Below are 19,978 nucleotides of genomic sequence, written 5' to 3'. Positions count from 1 at the left end.
AGCTCGCTCCTACATGCGGTATGCCTTACTGCACCGTGATGGTGATCCTGTTCGAGATCACCGGCGGGTCCAGCGGCACGTGGTTCTTGTCGCCGATCAGCAGCTGCAGGGTGTGGCTGCCCGGCGGCAGGCTCAGTTCGGTCTCGGTCTGGCCCTTGCCGAAATGCAGGATCTGCTCGGTCGCCGGCAGCGGTACATCCAGCAGCGGCAGGGTGCTGACATCCACCAGCAGGTGATGGTGGCCGGTGGCGGGGAAATCGACACCGGCGGGCGCCACGCCCATGCCCTTGAGGCCGAACTTGACGCTGAAGGTCAGGCCGACGCTGGCGCCGTCGAGCGGCTCGATGAAATACACCTCGGCCCCCGGCGGTGCCGGCAATTGCGGCGCCGCATTCTCGGCCAGCGCCGGCACGGGCATGCAGAGCAGGGCGCACAGGCCCAAAGCACGTAGGGAGGTAGACAGGGAGAGACGCATGGCAGGCTCCTTTCGCGGCAATCTGCACTGACCTTAGTGCGCGGGCGCGGCACCTGCCCGGTCAGTCGTCGCGCCGCTCCAGGCGCGTCAACTCGGCGGCGGCCTCGGCCAGCTGGGTCTCGTTGAACACCCGCACGCCAGCGCGGCGCAGCAGGGCGGCGGTCACCCCTTCGCCCGCGACCAGGCTGCCGCTGAAGCTGCCGTCGTAGTTGTGGGTGTTGCCGCACGAGGGGCTGCGCGCCTTGAGCACGGCCACCCGCAGGCCGTGCTGCTGGACCAGGCGCAGGGCGATCTCGGCGCCGGCGACGAATTCCGCGGTGACGTCCTCACCGCCGTCGGTCAGCACCGGCAGGCGGCCGTCCAGCACTTCGCCGCCCTGGCCACCGGGGATTTCTGCCGGCGGACGTGGCGTCGGCAGGCCGCCGGCCACTTCCGGACACAGGGCGACGACGCGCCCCTCGTCCTGCCAGCGCTGCAGCAGATCGAATGGCCCGTGGGCGCCGCCGTCGTAGCGCACTTTGTGGCCGAGCAGGCAGCGGCTGACCAGCAGCTTCTCCATCAGTCCTCCAGGGCGAGCGTAGGGCGGGCGCAACCCGCGTAACCGGCCGCGCGGGTTTCACCCGCCCTATACCGCGGCTCCATACGCATGGTCAGCGCCTCCTGAACCAGCCGGTCAGCGACAGGCGCTCGCGGGTCGCCGGCAGCACTTCGTGGGGCAGCTCGGCGGAAATGAACAGCACCAGGGTGCCGGCCGTGGGCAGCACGTCCAGCTCGGCGCCGTCCTGCGAGTAGAGGCGCAGAGCGCCACCCTGCTCGGCCTGCCAGTCCTCATTGAGGTAGTAGACGGCGGACACGGTGCGGCGGTCGTCGTCGCGGAAGCGGTCCAGGTGCTTCTGGTAGAAGGCGCCTGGCGGATACAGGGCGAAGTGGCTCTCGTAGTCTTCCAGGCCCAGGTAGAACGCCTGATTGAGGGCCTGGCGCAGCTCGTCCATGGCCTGCAGGTACTGGTCGCAGGCCGCGTTCTGGCCCTGTTCCAGCCACTGGATACTGTCGCCACGGATGCCCTCGCGCACCGCCAGGCCCTGGCCACGGCCTACGCCAGCCGGGCTCAGCGCGCCGCTTTGCGCGCGGTTGCGGCACTCGGCGGCCAGTTCGCGGGTCAGAGACTGCGGCAGGGCATGCGCCTGCCGCGACCAGCCCTGGCTGGCGAGGTCGTCGATAATCTGCGGCAGGAGCCGCTGCAGGTGCTGGTCGGTCATGCGCCGATTCTACCAGCGCCGCCTGCAGGCCCCTACAATAGCCGCGCCAGACAGGAGTTATTCATGCGCGCCGTTTTTGCTCTGTTCATGCTGCTGTGCAGCTTCGCCGTTTCCGCCGACGACCATGCCCGCCTCTACCAGGCCGCCGGCTGGCCCGAGCAGCGCGCGCATTTCGGCGAGGCGCTCAAGCTGGCCCAGCAGCGCTACCAGGGCACCTTGCCGCCGGCGGTGTTCCAGGCCCTGGTGAGCAACAGCAACCGTCGCTTCGAGCCGGCCGCCATGGACCAACGCGCCCAGGCCGCACTGCGCACGGCCCTGGCCGACCCGCTGCCGGCGCTGCAGTTCTTCGAGTCGCCGCTGGGCAAGCGCGTGGTTGCCGCGGAAGTCCGCGCCAGTGCCCGCGACCAGCTGACCGCCCACGCCAATGGCCTGCCGCCGGTGCAGGCCGATGCCACCCGCCGCCTGCTGATCCGCCATCTGGCCCAGGTCGTGCCGGCCACCGAGGCCGGCGCCGAGGTCAGCCTGGCCCTGGCCGGCGTGGCGGCCGACAGCCTGAGTTCGATGGTGCCCGGGCTGTTCGGTGGCGAGCAGGCGCAGATGCTGGTGCAGAGCCAGCGCGAGCGGCTGATGCAGCAGATCGAGGCGGATATCGACAACACCCTGCTGCACGTCTATCGCGACCTGTCCGATCCGGAGCTGGACGAGTTCGTCGCCTTCGCCGAGTCGCCGGCCGGCAAGGCCTACTATCAGGCCGCCGTGGCCGCCCTGCGCGCGGGGCTGGCGGCGGGGCAGAGCGAGCAGAACATCCAGCCGGCCCAGCAGGGCATCTGACGAAGCGTCGGATGGCCCTGTAGGAGCGAGCTCTGCTCGCGAACGGCGAGGTGGGATCTTCGCGAGCAGCCTTAGCGCAAACGCTCGCTAAGGAAGGCGAAGTACTCGCGGCGAATGCCTTCGCTCTCGTTGACCAGGTGATGGCGGGCGCCGGGGATGCGCAGGACTTCCGGCTGGTCGAACTTGGCCTGCAGCACCTGCAGGTTGTGCCGCCAGTCCACCGTCATGTCCGCCTCGCCCTGTACCACCAGCGGCCTTAGCGCCTTGCGCGGGGCCTTCTCGATGCGTGGAATCCACTTGGCCAGGGCGCCGACCCAGGCGGTCGGCAGGTTGCGCGGCTGCAGCGGGTCGCGGTGCTGCAGGAAATCGAGGAATTCGGCGTCGCTGGAGTTGGCCGAGAAGCGCCGTGGGATTTCGCTGCGGAACGGGCCGATCAGGTGGTAGCTGAGCTTGGACAGGCCCCAGGCCCGCGGCCTTACCAGCGGCGCCAGGAGGATGGTGGCGCCGGGCTCCGGGCGCGGCTCGCCGAGTAGCAGGAAGTCCAGCAGGATGGCGCCGCCAGTGCTCTGTCCACAGAGATGCCAGGGTTGCGGCAGGTCGAGGCTGGCGGCCTCGGCGAACAGGCACTGCAGGGTGCGCTGGTAGGCGGCGAAGTCATCGATGCTGGCGCGCGCGCCTTCCGACAGGCCGTGGCCGGGCAGGTCGCAGGCCAGCACGGCGAGGTCCTCGCCCAGCGCCCAGTCGACCACATGGCGGTACAGGCCCATATGGTCGTAGTAGCCGTGCAGCAGGATCAGGGTCGCCTTGGGCTCCGCCGGCGTCCACAGCTGCGCCACCAGGTTCAGCCCGTCGCACTCGAAGCGGCCCAGGCGGCTGCGCATCCCGGCGTGCTGCGGCAGATCCAGGCCGTAGTAGCGCTGGTAGGCCAGGGCCTCGTCCGCCAAGGGTGCGGTGGCCGCGGCCAAGGGTCGCAGGCCGGCGCGCAGGCGCTCGGGCTGGAAGGGCTCTGGCAGGGTCTGGGGCATGGCGGTCATGGCGTCTTCGTGGCGGTGAGGGACAGCCGATATTCAGCTGTCGGGCGCGGCGTGGCAAGCTAGGCACCTTTCCTCCGTGTCGCCGATCATGTCCCCGCGCCGCAAAGCCATTCTCGCCAGCCTCGTTGCCATCCTCTGGCTGGGCGCCATGCTGGCCGCCTTCTGGTGGTTCGAGGCCCGCTACATTCGCCCCTTCGAGGCGCGCACCGAGCTGTTCTCGGGCGCCGAACTGCGTCTGCCGGCGGAGCTGGCGGGGCCGGGGCCGATCCGTCTGGTGCACTTCTGGGATCCGGGTTGCCCGTGCAATGTCGGCAACCAGCAGCACCTCGGCGAGCTGGTGCAGGCGTACTCGGGGCGTGGGGTGCAGTTCTACGCGTTGCAGAAGGCCGGCAGCCATGGCCGCCTGCCGGACAACCTGCAGGCCCTGCAACCACTGGAGGCCGTGCCCGGCAGCGAGCAGCTGCCGGCCAGCCCGGCGGTGGCGATCTGGGACCAGCAAGGCCGCCTGGCCTACTTCGGCCCCTACAGCGAAGGCGCGCTGTGCACCTCCAGCAACAGCTTTATCGAGCCAATTATCGAGGCGCTGCTGGCCGGCCGGCCGGTGCGTGCCGACAGCAACCTGGCCGTGGGCTGCTTCTGCGACTGGCAGGAGTGAGAACCTGCTTACGATCTCTTGATCGTCGGCCATGCTGCGTTGAAATGCCTGGCTTTAGCTCAAAAGATCGTAAACAGGTTCTTGCCTACTCCCGCGGCCCCAGGCGCAGATCCACTTCGCCGAGCATTTCGCCACCACTGCCGAAGCTGCGTTCCACCAGACGCACGCCACCGTCGCCGTGCAGCACCAGGGCGCTGCTGGCGCGGGTGCCGTAGCCGGGGCCGACGATGAATACAGTGGCCAGCAACATCTCCCAGTCGACGCCGACGCCGGTGTCCGGCAGCAGCACCCGTGGCGGCTGCTGGCGATCGCCGAGCAGCGCCAGCAGATTGGCCGGCTGAGGATTGTCGAGGGTGTTGGCCAGGGCCGCCGTGGAGCGCAGCACCTTGGGCCAGGGCGTATCCAGGTCGGCGTTGGACAGGCCATAGAGGCCAGGCAGCAGGCGGCGGATCTCGCCCTGCTCGGAGTTGAAGAAGTACAGCGCGCGGCGGTCGCCGAGCAGCAGATTGAAGCCGCTGTAGTGTTCCAGCCGGGGTTTCAGCTCGGCGAGGAAGGCTTCGGGGGCCTGCTCGCCACGCAGGAACTGCAGCGGCAGCTCGCCGCGCGAGCGTGCGCCGCGTGGCTGGCGTGGGTCGCGGATATTGGTCAGGGCGGCGAAGCGGCCCTCGGCCGTCACGCCCAGCCAGGTGCCACCGGCCAGCAGGTCGCGGCCGGCGTAGATGCCAGGCGCCTCTTCCCACTCCCCCAGCGGCAGGGTGGCACGCTCGTAGAACTCATCGCGGTTGGCGGCCAGTACCAGCGGTTGCGGGTGTCCGGGGCGCCAGGCGAAGACGATCAGGCACATACCACCTCCAGGGCCTGTGGTCAGGTGCCTGGAGTCTAACAAAGGTATAGGCGTCCATCGCCTCGGCTGGAGGGCAGGGTGGTCATCCGTTACCATGCCGCTTCGTTTTCGGGGGACTCCATGGAATTCCTGCTCTATCTGCTGCTCGGCGCGGCGGCCGGGGTGCTGGCCGGGCTGTTCGGTGTCGGCGGTGGCATCATCATCGTGCCGGTGCTGGTATTCAGCTTCACCGCCCAGGGCTTCGATCAGGCGATCCTCACCCACCTGGCGGTGGGCACCTCGCTGGCCACCATCATCTTCACCTCGATCAACTCGGTGCTCGAACACCAGCGCAAGGGCGCCGTGCTGTGGCCGGTGTTCACCTGGATGGCCGTGGGCATCCTGCTCGGCGCCGCCCTCGGCTCGCTCACCGCGGCGGCCATCCAGGGCCCGCTGCTGCAGAAGATCATCGGCGTGTTTGCCATCGTCATCGCCATCCAGATGGGCCTGGGTCTGAAACCCAAGGCCAGTCGCGCTGTCCCAGGCAAGCCCGGGCTGACCGGCGCGGGCGCGGTGATCGGCTGGGCCTCGGCGATCTTCGGCATCGGCGGCGGTTCGCTGACTGTGCCGTTCCTGACCTGGCGCAGCGTGCCCATGCAGCAGGCGGTGGCGACCTCCTCGGCCTGCGGCCTGCCGATCGCCGTGGCCAGCGCCCTGAGCTTCATGCTGCTGGGCTGGAACGAGGCACACCTGCCGGCCTGGAGCCTGGGCTATGTGTACCTGCCGGCGCTGGCCGGCATCGCCATCACCAGCATGTTTTTCGCCCGCATCGGCGCGCGCCTGGCGCACCGCCTGCCGGCCACCGTACTGAAACGACTGTTCGCTCTGCTGTTGCTCTGTGTGGGCACCAGCTTCCTGATCTAAGGAGTCGCAATGCTGACTTACCCGCAGATTGACCCGGTGGCCCTGGCCCTGGGCCCGCTGAAGATCCACTGGTACGGCCTGATGTACCTGGTCGGCATCGGCGGCGCCTGGTTCCTCGCCAGCCGCCGGCTGAAGGATTTCGACCCCAGCTGGAGCAAGGAGAAGCTCTCCGACCTGGTGTTCTGGGTGGCCATGGGCGTGATCCTCGGCGGCCGCCTGGGCTATGCGCTGTTCTACGACCTGTCCGCCTATGTGGCCGACCCGCTGAAGATCGTCCGCGTCTGGGAGGGCGGCATGTCCTTCCACGGCGGCCTGATCGGCGTGATGCTGGCCACCTGGTGGTTCGGCAAGCGCAACGGCAAGAGCTTCTTCGAGCTGATGGACTTTATCGCCCCTCTCGTGCCCATTGGCTTGGGCGCCGGGCGCATCGGCAACTTCATCAACTCCGAGCTGTGGGGCAAGGTCACCGACGTGCCCTGGGCCATGGTCTTCCCCAATGGCGGGCCGGACCCGCGCCACCCGTCGCAGCTGTACCAGTTCGCCCTCGAGGGCGTGGCCCTGTTTGTCATCCTCTGGGCCTATTCGCGCAAGCCGCGCCCGACCATGGCGGTGTCCGGCCTGTTCGCCATCTGCTACGGCATCTTCCGCTTCATCGTCGAATTCGTCCGCGTGCCGGACGCCCAGCTCGGCTACCTCGCCGGCGGCTGGCTGACCATGGGCCAGGTACTGTGCCTGCCGATGATTCTCGGCGGTCTCGGCCTTATGATCTGGGCCTACCGCCGCCAGGCCGTTCAAGGAGCCGCGTGATGAAACAGTATCTCGACCTGATGCGCCTGGTGCGCGAGACCGGCACCTTCAAGAGCGACCGCACCGGCACCGGCACCTATTCGGTGTTCGGCCACCAGATGCGCTTCAACCTGGCCGACGGCTTCCCGCTGGTGACCACCAAGAAGTGCCACCTGAAATCCATCATTCACGAGCTGCTGTGGTTCCTCCAGGGCGACACCAACATCAAGTACCTGAAGGACAACGGCGTGCGCATCTGGGACGAGTGGGCTGACGAGAACGGCGACCTCGGCCCGGTGTACGGCTACCAATGGCGCAGCTGGCCGGCGCCGAACGGCGAGTCGATCGACCAGATCAGCAAGCTGATCGCGATGATCAAGAACAACCCGGACTCGCGCCGCCTGATCGTCTCCGCCTGGAACCCGGCGCTGGTCGACGAGATGGCCCTGCCGCCGTGCCACACCATGTTCCAGTTCTATGTCGCCGACGGCCGCCTGAGCTGCCAGCTGTACCAGCGCTCGGCCGACATCTTCCTCGGCGTGCCCTTCAACATCGCCAGCTACGCGTTACTGACCCTGATGATTGCCCAGGTCTGCGGCCTGCAGCCCGGCGACTTCGTCTGGACCGGCGGCGACTGCCACCTGTACGCCAACCACATCGAGCAGACCGACCTGCAGCTGACCCGCGAGCCGCTGCCGCTGCCGACCATGAAGCTGAATCCCGAGGTGAAGGACCTGTTCGCTTTCAAGTTCGAGGACTTCGAGCTGCAGAACTACCAGGCCCACCCGCACATCGCCGCGCCGGTCGCGGTGTAAGCCATGCTGGCGGCCGAGCTCAAGGCCTTTCACATGGTCGCCCGCCTGGGCAGCATCACCCAGGCGGCGAAGAAGCTCGGCCTCAGCCAGCCCACGGTCACCACGCAGATCCGCAGCCTGGAGGCGCAGTACGGCGTCGAGCTGTTCTACCGGGGCGGCCGCCGCCTGACCCTGAGCGAGGAGGGCGCGCGCCTGCTGCCGATGGTGCAGCAGCTGTTGCAGCAGGAGGCCGATATCGAGTTCTTCCTGCGCAACTGCGGCCAGCTGCAGGGCAGCCTGCGCATCGCCGCCACCGCACCCTACTACGTGCTCGACCTGGTCAAACGCTTCCGCGAGCGCCTGCCGCAGATCCAGGTGACCCTGGAGATCGGCAACTCGCAGCAGGTGATCGAGGCGCTGGAGGAATACCGCGTCGACCTCGCCGCCTCCTCGCAGCTGGAGCAGGACGCGCGCTTCACCCGCCTGGTGCTGGGCCAGGACCCGCTGGTGCTGGCCGTGCACAGCAGCCACCCGCTGGCCGCGCACAAGCGGCTCAACGCCTCGGCACTGGCCGGCCACTGCCTGCTGATGCGCGAGGCCGGCTCGACCACGCGCCTGCTCACCGAGCAGATGCTGCGCGACGCCGGCGTCGCCCCCGGCCCGCTGCTGGAGATCGGCAGCCGCGAGTCGATCCGCGAGGCGGTGCTGCGCAATATCGGCGTCAGCGTGATCGCTCGCCACGAGGTGCCGGACAACCCCGAGCTGCGGGTGATCGAGCTGGACGACGCGCCGCTGATCCCCGAGTACCTCTACTGCCTCAAGGAACGCCGCGGCGCGCGCCTGCCGGCCGCCTTCCTGGCGCTGGCGCGGGAAGCGGTGAGTTGATTTCCCCTCGCCCGTGTTCTCTCCACCTGAGGGCTGACTTTTACCTACTGCAAGAAGCAGGGAGGCTATAAATGGTTCCGGTCGCACCCATCAAAGCATCACCCTTCACTCGTAGCCGCTTGTTTATCCTTCGCTCTCTAGCTCTTGTGCTGATTCTTTTCCTGGCTAATCAGGCTTTTGAAGCCTATCAGGATGGCGTGATGAGACTGGGCACAAGGCGTTTTTCTATCATGCTGAGCGGTGGTGATATCTGGGCGGGATATCTGTTCCTGTCTACCTGTGCTGCTGTATCGATGTTTCTTTTCTTCTGCAATCACGCCTTCACCCACAGCTATAAGCGACTTGCGCCCTGGATAGGCGGAGGCTGGTTCGCCAGTCTTGTCCTGTGCTGGGTATTGCATCTCTGACCGATGCGCTTCTAAACCTATTCGCAAATCCACCGATACCACTATCGGTAGCTTTTACCCAATTGCCATAAAGCCTTAGCACTGCACCCGCAGCATGAACCTCGTTCGATTCACAACGAGGTTCTGTCATGGCCACCGTCGACCTGCAGCTGCGCGACATTCACAAGGGCTTCGGCGCCTTCAAGGCGCTGGACGGCGTATCGCTGGACATCGCCGCCGGCGAGCTGGTGTGCCTGCTCGGCCCCTCCGGTTGCGGCAAGACCACCCTGCTGCGCTGCATCGCCGGCCTGGAACAGCAGGACGGCGGCGCCATCCGCTTCGCCGGGCGCGACGTCTCCGAGCTGCCGCCGCAGGCGCGTGACTACGGCATCCTGTTCCAGTCCTACGCGCTGTTCCCCAACCTGAGCGTGGCGCAGAACGTCGCCTACGGCCTGGCCGGCCAGGGCCGCGAGGCGATCCGTACGCGGGTAGTCGAGATGCTCGAACTGGTCGGCCTGGCCGGCAGCGAGCAGAAGTACCCGGCGCAGCTCTCCGGCGGCCAGCAGCAGCGCGTGGCGCTGGCCCGTGCACTGGCGCCGAGCCCGTCGCTGCTGCTGCTCGACGAGCCTATGTCGGCCCTCGACGCCCGCGTGCGCGAGCATCTGTGCGGCGAGCTGCGCGCGCTGCAGCGCCAGCTCGGCATCACCACCCTGATGGTCACTCACAACCAGGACGAGGCCATGCTGATGGCCGACCGCATCGCCGTGATGAACCACGGCCGCGTCGAGCAGTACGCCTCGCCCCAGGACATCTACCGCGCGCCGGCCACGCCCTTCGTCGCCGAGTTCGTCGGCCAGGGCAACTGGCTGCCGTTCGAGCGCGACGGCGAGCACGCCCGCGTCGGCGACCTCAGCCTGCGTTTGCACGGCCAGCAGCCGAGCGAGCGCGGCCGCCTGTTCTGCCGCCCCGAGGCGGTGGTGATCAACCCGCCGGTGCCCGAGGACAACCTGTTCCCGGCGCAGATGCGCGAGATCACCTTCCTCGGCAACCGCTGCCGCCTGAGCTTCGAGCTCGACGCGCTGCCGGGCCACGCTCTGCTCGCCGAGCTGGCGCCCGAGTCCATGCCGCGCCTGAGCGGTGCGGAGATCTGGGTCGCGCTGCCGCCGCGCAGCCTGCAGGTGTTCGCCTGATGCAGCAGGTCGCCATCCTCAAGTCGCTGCCCAGCGTCAGACGCTGGCCGGCCGATCTGGCCGACCGTTTGTTCGTGCGCGGCGGCCAGTGGCTGCTGCTGGCGCTGCTATTGCTTGCCGTGCTGCTGCCGCTGGCCGCCATGCTCTGGCGCGGCCTGGCCGGCGATCCGGCGCAGGGCGGCGGGCTGCTTGCGGCGCGTGAGCTGGTGGCCAGCGCCAACTTCCGCTGGCTGCTCGGCAACAGCCTGAAGAGCGCCCTGGCCGTGGTACTGATCGTGGTGCCGCTGGCCTACGCCTTCGCCTATGCCCTGCGGCGCACCTGCGTGCCGGGCAAGGGCCTGTGGCGCGGCATCTCGCTGCTGCCGCTGCTGGCACCGTCGATGCTGCCGGGCATCGCGCTGATCTACCTGTTCGGCAACCAGGGCGTGCTGCGCCACCTGCTGACGGACAACGTCTACGGCTTCTGGGGCATCGTCCTTGGCCAGGTCATCTACACCTTCCCGCATGCGCTGATGGTGCTGCTCAGCGCCCTGGCCCTGGCCGATGCGCGGCTGTTCGATGCGGCTTCGAGCATGGGTGCATCCAGGTGGCGCGCGTTCCGCAGCATCACCTGGCCGGGCAGTCGCCAGGGCGTGTTCGCCGCCGCCTGCCTGGTATTCACCCTGTGCGTCACCGACTTCGGCGTGCCGGTGGTGGTGGGCGGCGACTACCAGGTGCTGGCGCTGGAGGCCTACAAGGCGGTGGTTGGCCAGCAGCAGTTCGGCCGCGGCGCGCTGATCGGCCTGTTCCTGCTGCTGCCGGCGCTGCTCAGTTTCGCCGTCGATCTCTGGCTGCGTCGCCGTCAGCGCGACGCCATGGGCGGGCGAGCCCAGGTCTACCACCCGCAGCCCAGTCGTGGCCGCGACGGTGCCTTCCTGCTGCTGGTGCTGCTGGTCAGCGCCTGCCTGCTCGGCGTGTTTGGCATGGCGGTGTACTCGTCGCTGGTCAAGTTCTGGCCCTACGACCTGTCGCTGTCGCTGCACAACTACGCCTTCTCCGAGCTGCCCGGCGGCTGGCTGGCCTACCGCAACAGCCTGTTGCTGGCGACCTGCTGCGCGCTGTTCGGCGGCGTGCTGATCTTCCTCGGCAGCTACCTGCTGGAGAAGACCCGGCAGAGCCCGCTGACCCAGCTGCTGCGCCTGCTCTGCTTCATTCCCATGGCGGTGCCGGGTTTGGTCCTCGGCCTCGGCTACGTGTTCTTCTTCAACCTGCCGGCCAATCCGCTGCACGGCCTGTACGGCAGCCTGACGCTGCTGGTGATCTGCACCGTGGCGCACTTTCTGACCACCGCGCAGATGACCGCCAGCGCCGCCCTGCGCCAGCTCGACGGCGAGTTCGAGGCCGCCGCGCTGTCGCTGAAGGTGCCACTGCTGCGCCACTTCTTCCGCGTGATCCTGCCGATCTGCCTGCCGGCGCTGCTCGACATCGTCCGCTACCTGTTCGTCTCGGCGATGACCACGGTGTCGGCGGTGATCTTCCTCTACAGCCCGGACAGCCTGCTGGCCGCCATCGCCGTGCTGAACATGGATGACGCCGGCAACGTCGGCGGCGCCGCCGCCATGTCCACCCTGATCCTGCTCACTTCCGCCGCCGTCTCGCTGCTGCTGGCCGGGGCCTCGCGCGGCCTGCTGCGCCGGTCCCAGGCCTGGCGCGCGGCGCCCGGCCATTGAACCCTCGGAGAACCTTCATGCGCTATCAACATCCCACCCGCCTCAGCGCCACCATCCTCGACTGGGCCGGCACCGTGGTCGACTTCGGTTCCTTCGCGCCGACGCGCATCTTCGTCGAGGCCTTCGCCCAGTTCGATATCGAGCTGAGCCTGGACGAGGCGCGCGGCCCCATGGGCATGGGCAAGTGGGACCACATCCGCACCCTGTGCGACGTGCCGGCCATCGCCGAGCGCTACCAGCGCCGCTTCGGTCGCGCGCCGACGGACGCCGACGTCACCGCCATCTACGAGCGCTTTATGCCGCTGCAGATCGACAAGGTCGGCGAGCACTCGGCGCTGATCCCCGGCGCCCTGGAAGCTATCGCCGCCCTGCGCGAGCGCGGCCTGCGCATCGGCAGCTGCTCCGGCTACCCGCTGGCAGTGATGGGCAAGGTGGTCGAGCTGGCCGCCGCCAAGGGCTACAGCCCTGATCACGTGGTCGCCACCGATGAGGTGCCCAAGGGCCGGCCGAGCCCGGCACAGGTGCTGGCCAACGTCATCGCCCTGGGCCTCGACGACGTCGCCGCCTGCGTCAAGGTCGACGACACCGAGCCGGGCATCCTCGAGGGCCGCGCCGCCGGCATGTGGACCGTGGCGCTGCGCTTCTCCGGCAACTTCTTGGGCCTTTCCTGGGACGCCTACCAGGCGCTGCCGGCCGAGCGCCGCGCCACCGAGCGCGCGCGTATCGACGGCCTGTTCGCCGGCAGCCGCCCGCACTACCTGATCGACACCATCGCCGAGCTACCCGCGGTGGTCGACCACATCAACGCACGCCTGGCCCGTGGCGAAAGCCCGCAGGCCTGCTGAACCCGACAACCAACGCCAACCGCTAGCCACACCACTAGGAGCTTCACCATGTTCAAACGCACCGCTATGGCCGCCGGCCTGCTCGCTGCCTGCGCCCTGCAGGCTCAGGCCAACACCGAGCTGACCGTCTACACCGCGCTGGAAGTCGAGCAGCTCAAGCCCTACCAGGAAGCGTTCGAGAAGCAGAACCCGGACATCAGCATCAAGTGGGTGCGCGACTCCACCGGCATCGTCACCGCCAAGCTGCTGGCCGAGAAGGATCGCCCGCAGGCCGACGTGGTCTGGGGCCTGGCCGGCTCCAGCCTGGCCATCCTCAAGCAGCAGGACATGCTGGTGCCCTACGCCCCGGCCAACCTGGACAAGATCGGCGCCAACTACCGCGACGCCGCCAACCCGCCGGCCTGGGTCGGCATGGACGTGTGGGCCGCAACCATCTGCTTCAACCGCATCGAGGCCGAGAAGCAGGGCTTGCCCAAGCCGACCAAGTGGGAAGACCTGACCAACCCGGTGTACAAGGACAAGATCGTCATGCCCAACCCGGCGTCCTCCGGCACCGGCTACCTGGACGTCAGCGCCTGGCTGCAGACCTTCGGCGAGGACGGCGGCTGGGCCTACATGGACAAGCTGCACGCCAACATCGGCCAGTACACCCATTCCGGTTCCAAGCCGTGCAAGGTGGCCGCCGCCGGCGAATTCCCGATCGGCATCTCCTTCGAGTACCCGGCCGTGCAGCTCAAGCGCAAGGGCGCGCCGCTGGACATCGTGCTGCCCAAGGAAGGCCTGGGCTGGGAGATCGAGGCCACCGGCATCGTCAAGGGCACCGACCAGTTGGACGCAGCCAAGAAGCTCGCCGACTTCGCCGCCAGCCGCGAGGCCATGGACCTGTACAAGGCCAACTTCGCCGTGCTGGCCCAGCCGGGCATCGCCGAGCCGTTCCAGGAGCTGCCAGCCGACTACGAGCAACGCTTGATCAAGAACGACTTCGCCTGGGCCTCGGAGAACCGCGACAAGATCCTCGCCGAGTGGCGCAAGCGCTACGACGGTAAGTCCGAGCCGGTGGCGCAGTAAGCCCGCGTCACCCCTCTCCTGCGGGAGAGGGGCCGGGGCGGCCCGCGTAGGGTGAGGGATTTCCGGGCCGCACCGAGCTGCCTATCAGTCCGTAGGGTGGAAAACCGCGCAGCGTTTTCCACCTTCGCCCGGTGGATGTGCTGCGCGAGATCCACCCTACGCCATTCATTTTCGACGGCTGCATTGATGGCCGTCTGCAGCGATTCAGGAGTTTCCCCATGACTCAGCACGACTGCGACCTGCTGGTCGTCGGCGCCGGCATGCTCGGCCTCGCCCATGCCTGGGCCGGCGCCAAGCGCGGCCTCAAGGTCAAGGTCTTCGAGCGCACCGCCACGCCGCTCGGCGCTTCCATTCGCAACTTCGGCCAGGCCCTGGTCACCGGCCAGGCGCCGGGGCCGATGCTCGACCTAGCGCGTCAGGCCCACGGCCTATGGGCCGAACTGGGCAAGGCCGCGGGCCTGGCGCTGAAGCAGCAGGGCTCGCTGGTATTCGCCCGCACCGAAGCCGAGGAGGCGATGCTCGAAGCCTTCTGCACCGGTCGTGCGCGTGAGCTCGGCTACCGCGTCGAACTGCTGCGTGGCGCCGCCCTGGACGGCCTATACGCCGGCCGCTTCGCTCATCACCGCGCCGCCCTGCACGGGCTGGACGACCAACAGCTGTACTCGCGCGAGGCGCTGCCGCAGATCGTCGACTACCTGCGCGGCCTCGGCGTCGAGTTTCACTTCTCCACCCTGGTGCGCGATGTCGAGTCCGGCAGCGCGCTGACCACCGCCGGGCGCTTCACCGCGCGGCACATCCTGGTCTGCTCCGGCCACGACTACCAGACCCTGCTGGCCGAACCCATGGCCGCGCTGAAGCCTTCGGTGTGCCGCCTGCAAATGCTGCGCGCGCGCCTGGAACGCCCGCTGGAGCTGCAGCACGCGGTGCTCACCGGCCTCAGCTGCGTGCACTACGGCGCCTTCGCCGACCTGCCCGAGGCCGCGGCGATCCAGGCCGAGATCCGCCGCGACTACCCGGCGCTGGAGGAATACGGCATCCACCTGCTGGTCAGCCCGACGCCCTATGGCGAGCTGATCATCGGCGACTCCCACGACTACGGCAGCGACGCCACGCCGTTCAACGCCGAGAACGTCGACCAGCTGCTGATCGAGCTGGCCGAGCACACCCTGGGCGGCCGTCTGCAGGTGCTGGAGCGTTGGCAGGGCGTGTATGGCTCGCGTGGCCCCGGCCCGTTCAGTGTGCTGCGCGCCGCCGAGGGCGTGACCGCGGTGCTGATGCACACCGGCCTGGGCATGAGCGTCGGCCTCGGCCTGGGCGAGCGCACCATCGCCGCGCTGCTCGGCGAGGGCGAGTGGCCCGTGGCGCTGCGGGCGTGAGTGCCGCGCTGGCGGTGGCCGAGCTGTTCGCCCTGTGCCGCCAGCAGGCCCAGGCCGACTACATCGGCGAGGCGGTCAGCCAGCTCGAGCACATGGTCCAGGCCGCCCAGCTGGCGCGTGACGAAGGCGCCGACGAGGAGCTGATCCTCGCCGCCTTCTGCCACGACGTCGGCCACTTCTGCGTGCCACCTGCGGCGCACAACAGCATGGCCGGTCTCGGTCGCCAGGGCCACGAGCGGGTCGGCGCGCGCTGGCTGCGCGGCCTGGGCTTCTCCGAACGGCTCAGCGGCCTGGTGGCGTTGCATGTCGAGGCCAAGCGCTACCTGTGCCGGCGCGAGGCGGGCTATCTGGAGGCGCTCAGCCCGGCCAGTCTGCAGACGCTGAGCTGGCAGGGCGGACCGATGAGCGAGGCGCAGGCCGATGCCTTCGAGCGCGATCCGCTGTTCGCCGATAGCCTGCGCCTGCGCCGCTGGGACGAGGCGGCCAAGGTACCCGGCCGGCCAGCGGCTGATCTGGCCTGGCTGGAGGCCCTGGCCACGCGGGTGCTGGCGCAGTCCTAAGCGGTCCGTCGCGAGGCTGAAACGCCAGTTGCCGTGATCGGCCCATACACCTGGCACGGATGGACCTGGCGCAATGCGCGGCGAGAGTTTTCACAGAGCGTCAGCCGCAGCTTCGCCGCCACCTTCGCCGAGTGCCCCTGCCCGGGCTGGTCGATGCCATCATCCGCGCCAACCAATTGCGCTGACGGCGCTCAGGCGCCGAGCAGCTCGCCGGTCAGGGCATCCACCTGGTCACGCCGCTCGGCCTGCTCCAGGCGCGCAGCGGGATTCAGCGATGACCATTCGGGATGCGCCCGCGCCCGACGCAGGGCCTCGGGCAGGCGGGCCTCGCGCCAGGCGCTGTCCTGCGGCTGGTCCAGGCGGATCGCCGCGGTCGCCGCATGGCCGCGGGCGAGCAGGGCGGCCAGCAGCTGGCGCTGGCGCAGGGCGAGCAGGCGCAGCACATTGTCGTCCACCGTCAGCTCGCGCTGGCCCTTGAACTTGCCGAGCAGACGGCCGCCGAAGTTGCGCGCGGTCTGCAGCCCGCCTCCGGCCAGGGCGCCAAGCAGCGCGGCCGCGCCCAGGGTCACGCCGCCCACCAGCAGGTCGATGCCCACCCCGGTGGCCGCACCGGCAGCCATGCCGCCGCCGACCTTCACGCCGAGCTGGCGCAGGGTCTCCGGGTTGAACAGGTCGTCGCCCCAGCGCCCGTCCGTCAGCGGTAGGTCGCCGGCCTGGGCGTCGTCCGAACGGAAGGCATACAGGCGCAGCAGGGCCTCGACGCACTGCTGTTCGCGGCGGCGGATGACCTGATGCAGGGCGGCGATCTCGCCCTGTTCGATCTGCGGCTGGGCCGCCACGCTGCGCCGGCAGGCCGCGCAGTCCACCAGCAGCTCGGCGATCAGCCGCGCGCCGGCCTGGTGGCGGGCGGCGTCCTGGGCCTCGTGGTCGAGGATCAGCCGCTCCAGTTGCGGCCGCGCCGGTTCCACCAGCAGGGCCAGACTCTCGTACAGGCGGCGCTCGCCGTCCAGCGGCGGCGCCACCGTGTCGAACGCCACCCGCGCATGCAGGCCGAAACGGGCCAGGGCCTCGCGCCACTCAGGCTCGCGCTGGGCCGCCGCGGCACCGAAGTTGAGCACCGGCAGCAGCGGCTTGCCGCAACCGGCCAGCACCTGCAGCTCGTCGCGGTACTTGGCCAGCACCGGCTCACGGGCGTCAATCACGTACAGCCCGGCGTCGCTGGCCAGCAGTTGGCGCAGCACCTTGGCCTCCTGCTCGAAGCGCTGACGCACCTCGGCGCTGTCGAGGAAGCGGGCGATACGCGCCGGGCCGTCCAGGCGCTCGCCGGGCCGCTCCAGGCGTTCCAGGTAGTCGAGCAGGGCGATGGCGTCTTCCAGGCCGGGGGTGTCGTACAGCTCCAGCAGCGCTTCGCCGCCCACCGACAGGCGCGCGCCTTCCACGTGGCGGGTGGTGCTGGGCCGGTGCGAGACCTCGCCGAAGCCGACATCGCGCAGCAAGGTGCGTAGCAGCGAGGTCTTGCCGACATTGGTGTGGCCGACCACGGCCAGGCGCAGCGGTTTAGTCATGGCCGCGCTCCAGTTCGTAGCCCGGATGTAATCCGGGGTGGAGCTGCCTGCTTCCCGGTTGCATCCGGGCTATGCGATCAGTCATGTCCAGTCTCCAGCCAGGCCAGTGGCGCCGAATCGGAGAAGGCCAGGTCGAGGCGCGCCAGGCCTTCGTGCCAGTCGCCCAGGCGCTGGCTGTCCAGCGCCTCGCCGGGTGGTGGCGGCAGCAACCAGATGCGCGTGGCGGCGGCCGTGCGCGACAGCTCGCCGAGCAGCGCCAGGGTGCCGCGATCCGGCGAGCGCCGCGGGTCGACGGCGATGGCCAGGCGCGCCGGGGGGAAACGGCTCAGCTGGTCGAGCAGGTGCTGGCGCTGTTCGCGGCTGTCCAGCACCCCGGCATCGGCCACGCCCTTGCCCAACTGTGGCGGCCAGGGTCGGCTGTTATCCAGCTCCACCGCCACCAGCAGGGCGCCGGCCGTGGCCAGTGCACTGCGCCCACCCTGCGGTTGGTGCAGCGCCTGCGGCTCCGCATCCAGCACGCCGAGGCGTTCGGCCGGTGGTTGCAGGCGCTCGGCCAGCAGGCGGTAGCTCGGCAGGGTGAGGTCCAGGCGCAGGCGCGCGCTGCCATGCCACCAGCGCCACAGGCACAGCAGCAGGAGCAGGGCGCGCGGCAGCAGGCCGAACACCAGCAGCACGCCGAGCAGCCAGCCGGCCCAGGCATGCCGCGCCGTTTCCACAGCAAGGGCGGATTCGCCGCTGGCGCGGATGGTGTCGACATCCGGCAGCGGGAGGCCGAGCAGGGCGGGCAGGGCGCCGAGCAGATGGGTGAGGGCGACGAAGGCATCGCTGCCGAGCAGCGTGGTCTCCCAGACGAAGCCGTAGCGCCGGGTGCTGAGCAGGAGCAGCAGCATCAGCGCGGCGGCGAGCAGCGCCACCAGCCACAGGCCGTGGACCAGGGCGCCGAGCAGCCAGCGGTTGAGGCGACGGCGCTGCAGCAGCAGGACCAGCGCCGGGCCGAGCTGGGCGGCTGCGGCGTCGCGCGCCAGCTTCTCGCTGAGCCACAGCCAGAGGCGGCCGAGGGCGGCCTGGTGTTCGCCGGCGAAGGCGATGCCGAGCAGCCAGCCCAGCAGGGTCAGCAGATGAATGCCGAGCAGGCTGCCGAGGGCCCAGAACACGTTGACCGGGCGGCTGCCCTCGCCCAGGGCCGCCAGGGCCAGGCCGGCGCCGCCGACCAGGGCCAGGATCAGCAGGGCTGTTAGCGCCAGGCGTGCACCCTGCAGCCAGTGACGCTGAGCCTGAAGCTGGCCATCGCGCTTGGCCAGGAACAGGGCGCGGGCCTCGATGCGGCTCGCCAGGTCGCCATCGGCCTGGCGTGCCAGGCGATTGGCCTCGGCATCTTCCAGCGGCCCGGCGTGGTCCTCGCGCAGGCGAATGGCTTCGCACAGCCAGAGGCGCTGCAGGCGCGAGCGGGGAGGCGGGGGACTGTCTGTCACGCGGCGTTCCGTCTGCGGGTCGAGGGCCAAAGCATAACCGCTGCGCCACCACTGGGGAAAAGCCCGAGTTGTGACGCGCCGCCGGCTGCGGCTAGGCTTCAGGCAGAACAACGAGAAGAGCGCTGCCATGAAGCTGCCCCACCTGGATTGGGTCAACCACGACTCGCCCTACCTGCGCCAGCTGCGCGAGGGCTTCCGCCTGCTGCGTTTCGACGGCGAGATGGAGGCGGCGTACAACCGCTACCACGCCAGGGTGTTCCTGATCCGCATGCGCTGGTCGCTGCTGGTGGCCATCGTGTTGTTCCTCGCCTTCGCCGTGCTGGACACCATCAGCCTGCCGGGCGCGGTGCGCAGCCAGACGCTGACGATCCGCCTGGGGGTGATCGGGCCGATGCTGCTGCTGACCTGGCTGGCTACCTATCGGAGCCGCCTGCTCGGCCTTCTGCAGGTGCTGGGTGGGGTCTGCGCGCTGTTCTGCGGGCTGGGCGTGGTCGGCATCATCTGGGTCGCCCGGGCCCACGACTACCCCCTGCCCTACGAGGGCATCATCCTGGTCACGGTGTTCTTCTACTTCCTCACCGGCCTGCGTTTCGTGGTCGCCTCGTTGTGCGGCTGGCTGATCTTCCTCGCCTACCTGACGGTGGAGCTGATCAACGACCTGGATGGCGCGGTGCTGCTGTACAACCTGTTCTTCCTGGGCACGGCCAACGTGATCGGCTCGGTGGGCTGCTACTTCCTCGAATACGCCACGCGGCAGAACTTCCTCGCCCAGGGCCTGCTGCAGGACCTGGCGGAGAAGGACTCGCTCACCGGCCTGCTCAACCGCCGCGCCTTCGGCGAGCGCGCCGAGGCCAGCTGGCGCCAGGCCCTGCGCGAGCAGCAGCCGCTCGCCGTGGTGATGATGGATGTGGACTTCTTCAAGCGCTACAACGACCACTACGGCCACAGCGCCGGCGACGAGGCGTTGCGCGGGGTCGGCCGGGTGATCGGCGCCCAGGCCCGGCGCCCGCTGGACATGACTGCGCGCTACGGCGGCGAGGAGTTCGTCGGCCTCTGGTACGGCCTGGACGAGGCCGCCGTGCTGACGATCCTCGAACAGCTGCGCGCCGAGGTGGAGGCCCTGGGCCTGGCGCACGCCAAGTCCGACATCGCGCCGGTGGTGACCCTCAGCATCGGCCTGGCCTGGCTGGTGCCGCAGCCGCACCAGAGCCTGGCCGACGCGCTGCGCCTGGCCGACGTGGCGCTTTACCTGGCCAAGGAGCAGGGGCGCAACCGGGTGGTCGGCAAGCGGCCGGGCAGTAGCCAGGTGGCTTGAGCCGGCGCCAGTCGGTATCCTCGCGC

At 69.3% G+C, this 19,978-nt stretch carries 21 protein-coding genes; 14 read left to right on the top strand and 7 right to left on the bottom strand.

Going from position 1 to position 19,978, the window contains the following annotated elements; genetic code table 11:
- Positions 1-25: 25 nt before the first annotated feature.
- The 3 genes from N7607_RS06120 to N7607_RS06110 all read right to left on the bottom strand — a co-directional run bounded on the left by N7607_RS06120 (position 26) and on the right by N7607_RS06110 (position 1,734).
- Complete coding sequence (locus N7607_RS06120; RefSeq protein WP_279864862.1) at positions 26-418, bottom strand: DUF4399 domain-containing protein; 393 nt, start codon at positions 416-418, stop codon at positions 26-28.
- Between the two features lie 118 nt (positions 419-536).
- Positions 537-1,034: a DUF523 domain-containing protein gene (locus tag N7607_RS06115; protein ID WP_279864747.1), complete on the bottom strand. Its 498-nt coding sequence runs from the start codon at positions 1,032-1,034 to the stop codon at positions 537-539.
- Positions 1,035-1,125: 91 nt separating this feature from the next.
- Positions 1,126-1,734 carry a 2OG-Fe(II) oxygenase gene (locus N7607_RS06110; RefSeq protein WP_279864748.1) on the bottom strand — a complete coding sequence of 203 codons (609 nt, stop codon included), beginning with the start codon at positions 1,732-1,734 and terminating at the stop codon, positions 1,126-1,128.
- Between the two features lie 63 nt (positions 1,735-1,797).
- On the opposite strand from N7607_RS06110, the gene N7607_RS06105 reads away from it, so the two are divergent.
- Entirely contained in the window at positions 1,798-2,565 is a 768-nt protein-coding gene (locus N7607_RS06105; RefSeq protein ID WP_279864750.1) for a hypothetical protein, read from the top strand.
- 71 nt (positions 2,566-2,636) lie between these two features.
- Here N7607_RS06105 and N7607_RS06100 read toward each other — a convergent pair whose 3' ends face one another.
- Positions 2,637-3,578: an alpha/beta hydrolase gene (locus tag N7607_RS06100; protein WP_279864863.1), complete on the bottom strand. Its 942-nt coding sequence runs from the start codon at positions 3,576-3,578 to the stop codon at positions 2,637-2,639.
- Positions 3,579-3,687: 109 nt separating this feature from the next.
- Here N7607_RS06100 and N7607_RS06095 point away from each other — a divergent pair, with 109 nt between their 5' ends.
- Positions 3,688-4,254 (top strand): DUF6436 domain-containing protein, encoded by a 567-nt coding sequence (locus tag N7607_RS06095; protein ID WP_279864751.1) that lies wholly within the window; start codon positions 3,688-3,690, stop codon positions 4,252-4,254.
- Between the two features lie 85 nt (positions 4,255-4,339).
- Here the strand turns inward: N7607_RS06095 and N7607_RS06090 are convergent, their stop codons facing one another.
- Positions 4,340-5,098: an NRDE family protein gene (locus N7607_RS06090; RefSeq protein ID WP_279864752.1), complete on the bottom strand. Its 759-nt coding sequence runs from the start codon at positions 5,096-5,098 to the stop codon at positions 4,340-4,342.
- Between the two features lie 120 nt (positions 5,099-5,218).
- Here N7607_RS06090 and N7607_RS06085 point away from each other — a divergent pair, with 120 nt between their 5' ends.
- The 11 genes from N7607_RS06085 to N7607_RS06035 all read left to right on the top strand — a co-directional run bounded on the left by N7607_RS06085 (position 5,219) and on the right by N7607_RS06035 (position 15,600).
- The gene (locus N7607_RS06085) at positions 5,219-6,001 is read left to right on the top strand and encodes a sulfite exporter TauE/SafE family protein (RefSeq protein WP_279864753.1); all 783 of its coding nucleotides are present in this window, start codon (positions 5,219-5,221) and stop codon (positions 5,999-6,001) included.
- 9 nt (positions 6,002-6,010) lie between these two features.
- Positions 6,011-6,808, top strand: a complete 798-nt coding sequence (gene lgt / locus N7607_RS06080) for a prolipoprotein diacylglyceryl transferase (RefSeq protein WP_279864754.1) — start codon at positions 6,011-6,013, stop codon at positions 6,806-6,808.
- The gene (locus N7607_RS06075; protein ID WP_279864755.1) at positions 6,808-7,602 is read left to right on the top strand and encodes a thymidylate synthase; all 795 of its coding nucleotides are present in this window, start codon (positions 6,808-6,810) and stop codon (positions 7,600-7,602) included. Before lgt ends, N7607_RS06075 begins: the two co-directional genes overlap by 1 nt.
- Before the next feature lie 3 nt (positions 7,603-7,605).
- Positions 7,606-8,466 (top strand): LysR family transcriptional regulator, encoded by an 861-nt coding sequence (locus N7607_RS06070; RefSeq protein ID WP_279864756.1) that lies wholly within the window; start codon positions 7,606-7,608, stop codon positions 8,464-8,466.
- A gap of 71 nt (positions 8,467-8,537) precedes the next feature.
- Positions 8,538-8,873, top strand: coding sequence for a hypothetical protein (locus N7607_RS06065; RefSeq protein ID WP_279864757.1), 336 nt, complete (start codon positions 8,538-8,540; stop codon positions 8,871-8,873).
- Between the two features lie 128 nt (positions 8,874-9,001).
- Positions 9,002-10,042, top strand: a complete 1,041-nt coding sequence (locus tag N7607_RS06060) for a putative 2-aminoethylphosphonate ABC transporter ATP-binding protein (RefSeq protein WP_279864758.1) — start codon at positions 9,002-9,004, stop codon at positions 10,040-10,042.
- Positions 10,042-11,751 (top strand): putative 2-aminoethylphosphonate ABC transporter permease subunit, encoded by a 1,710-nt coding sequence (locus tag N7607_RS06055; protein ID WP_279864759.1) that lies wholly within the window; start codon positions 10,042-10,044, stop codon positions 11,749-11,751. The genes N7607_RS06060 and N7607_RS06055 overlap by 1 nt, the downstream gene beginning before the upstream one ends.
- A 17-nt stretch (positions 11,752-11,768) precedes the next feature.
- On the top strand, positions 11,769-12,596 hold the full coding sequence (gene phnX, locus N7607_RS06050; RefSeq protein ID WP_279864760.1) for a phosphonoacetaldehyde hydrolase: 828 nt from the start codon (positions 11,769-11,771) through the stop codon (positions 12,594-12,596).
- A gap of 48 nt (positions 12,597-12,644) precedes the next feature.
- Positions 12,645-13,664: a putative 2-aminoethylphosphonate ABC transporter substrate-binding protein gene (locus tag N7607_RS06045; RefSeq protein WP_279864761.1), complete on the top strand. Its 1,020-nt coding sequence runs from the start codon at positions 12,645-12,647 to the stop codon at positions 13,662-13,664.
- A 218-nt stretch (positions 13,665-13,882) separates the two neighbouring features.
- Complete coding sequence (locus N7607_RS06040) at positions 13,883-15,040, top strand: TIGR03364 family FAD-dependent oxidoreductase (RefSeq protein ID WP_279864762.1); 1,158 nt, start codon at positions 13,883-13,885, stop codon at positions 15,038-15,040.
- Positions 15,037-15,600 carry an HD domain-containing protein gene (locus N7607_RS06035; RefSeq protein ID WP_279864763.1) on the top strand — a complete coding sequence of 188 codons (564 nt, stop codon included), beginning with the start codon at positions 15,037-15,039 and terminating at the stop codon, positions 15,598-15,600. The genes N7607_RS06040 and N7607_RS06035 overlap by 4 nt, the downstream gene beginning before the upstream one ends.
- 191 nt (positions 15,601-15,791) lie before the next feature.
- On the opposite strand, the gene N7607_RS06030 is transcribed toward N7607_RS06035, so the two are convergent.
- Both N7607_RS06030 and N7607_RS06025 read right to left on the bottom strand, forming a co-directional pair.
- Positions 15,792-17,165, bottom strand: a complete 1,374-nt coding sequence (locus tag N7607_RS06030) for a DUF3482 domain-containing protein (RefSeq protein WP_279864764.1) — start codon at positions 17,163-17,165, stop codon at positions 15,792-15,794.
- 77 nt (positions 17,166-17,242) lie between these two features.
- On the bottom strand, positions 17,243-18,637 hold the full coding sequence (locus N7607_RS06025; RefSeq protein ID WP_279864765.1) for a DUF2868 domain-containing protein: 1,395 nt from the start codon (positions 18,635-18,637) through the stop codon (positions 17,243-17,245).
- 127 nt (positions 18,638-18,764) lie between these two features.
- Here N7607_RS06025 and N7607_RS06020 point away from each other — a divergent pair, with 127 nt between their 5' ends.
- Positions 18,765-19,952 carry a GGDEF domain-containing protein gene (locus N7607_RS06020; RefSeq protein ID WP_279864766.1) on the top strand — a complete coding sequence of 396 codons (1,188 nt, stop codon included), beginning with the start codon at positions 18,765-18,767 and terminating at the stop codon, positions 19,950-19,952.
- The last annotated feature ends 26 nt before the right edge of the window (positions 19,953-19,978 follow it).

It is taken from the genome of Pseudomonas sp. GD04019, from assembly GCF_029837695.1.
Lineage (GTDB): Bacteria > Pseudomonadota > Gammaproteobacteria > Pseudomonadales > Pseudomonadaceae > Aquipseudomonas.
Note: the sequence above shows the minus strand (reverse complement) of the source record. Positions and strands in the feature narration are given on the sequence as shown.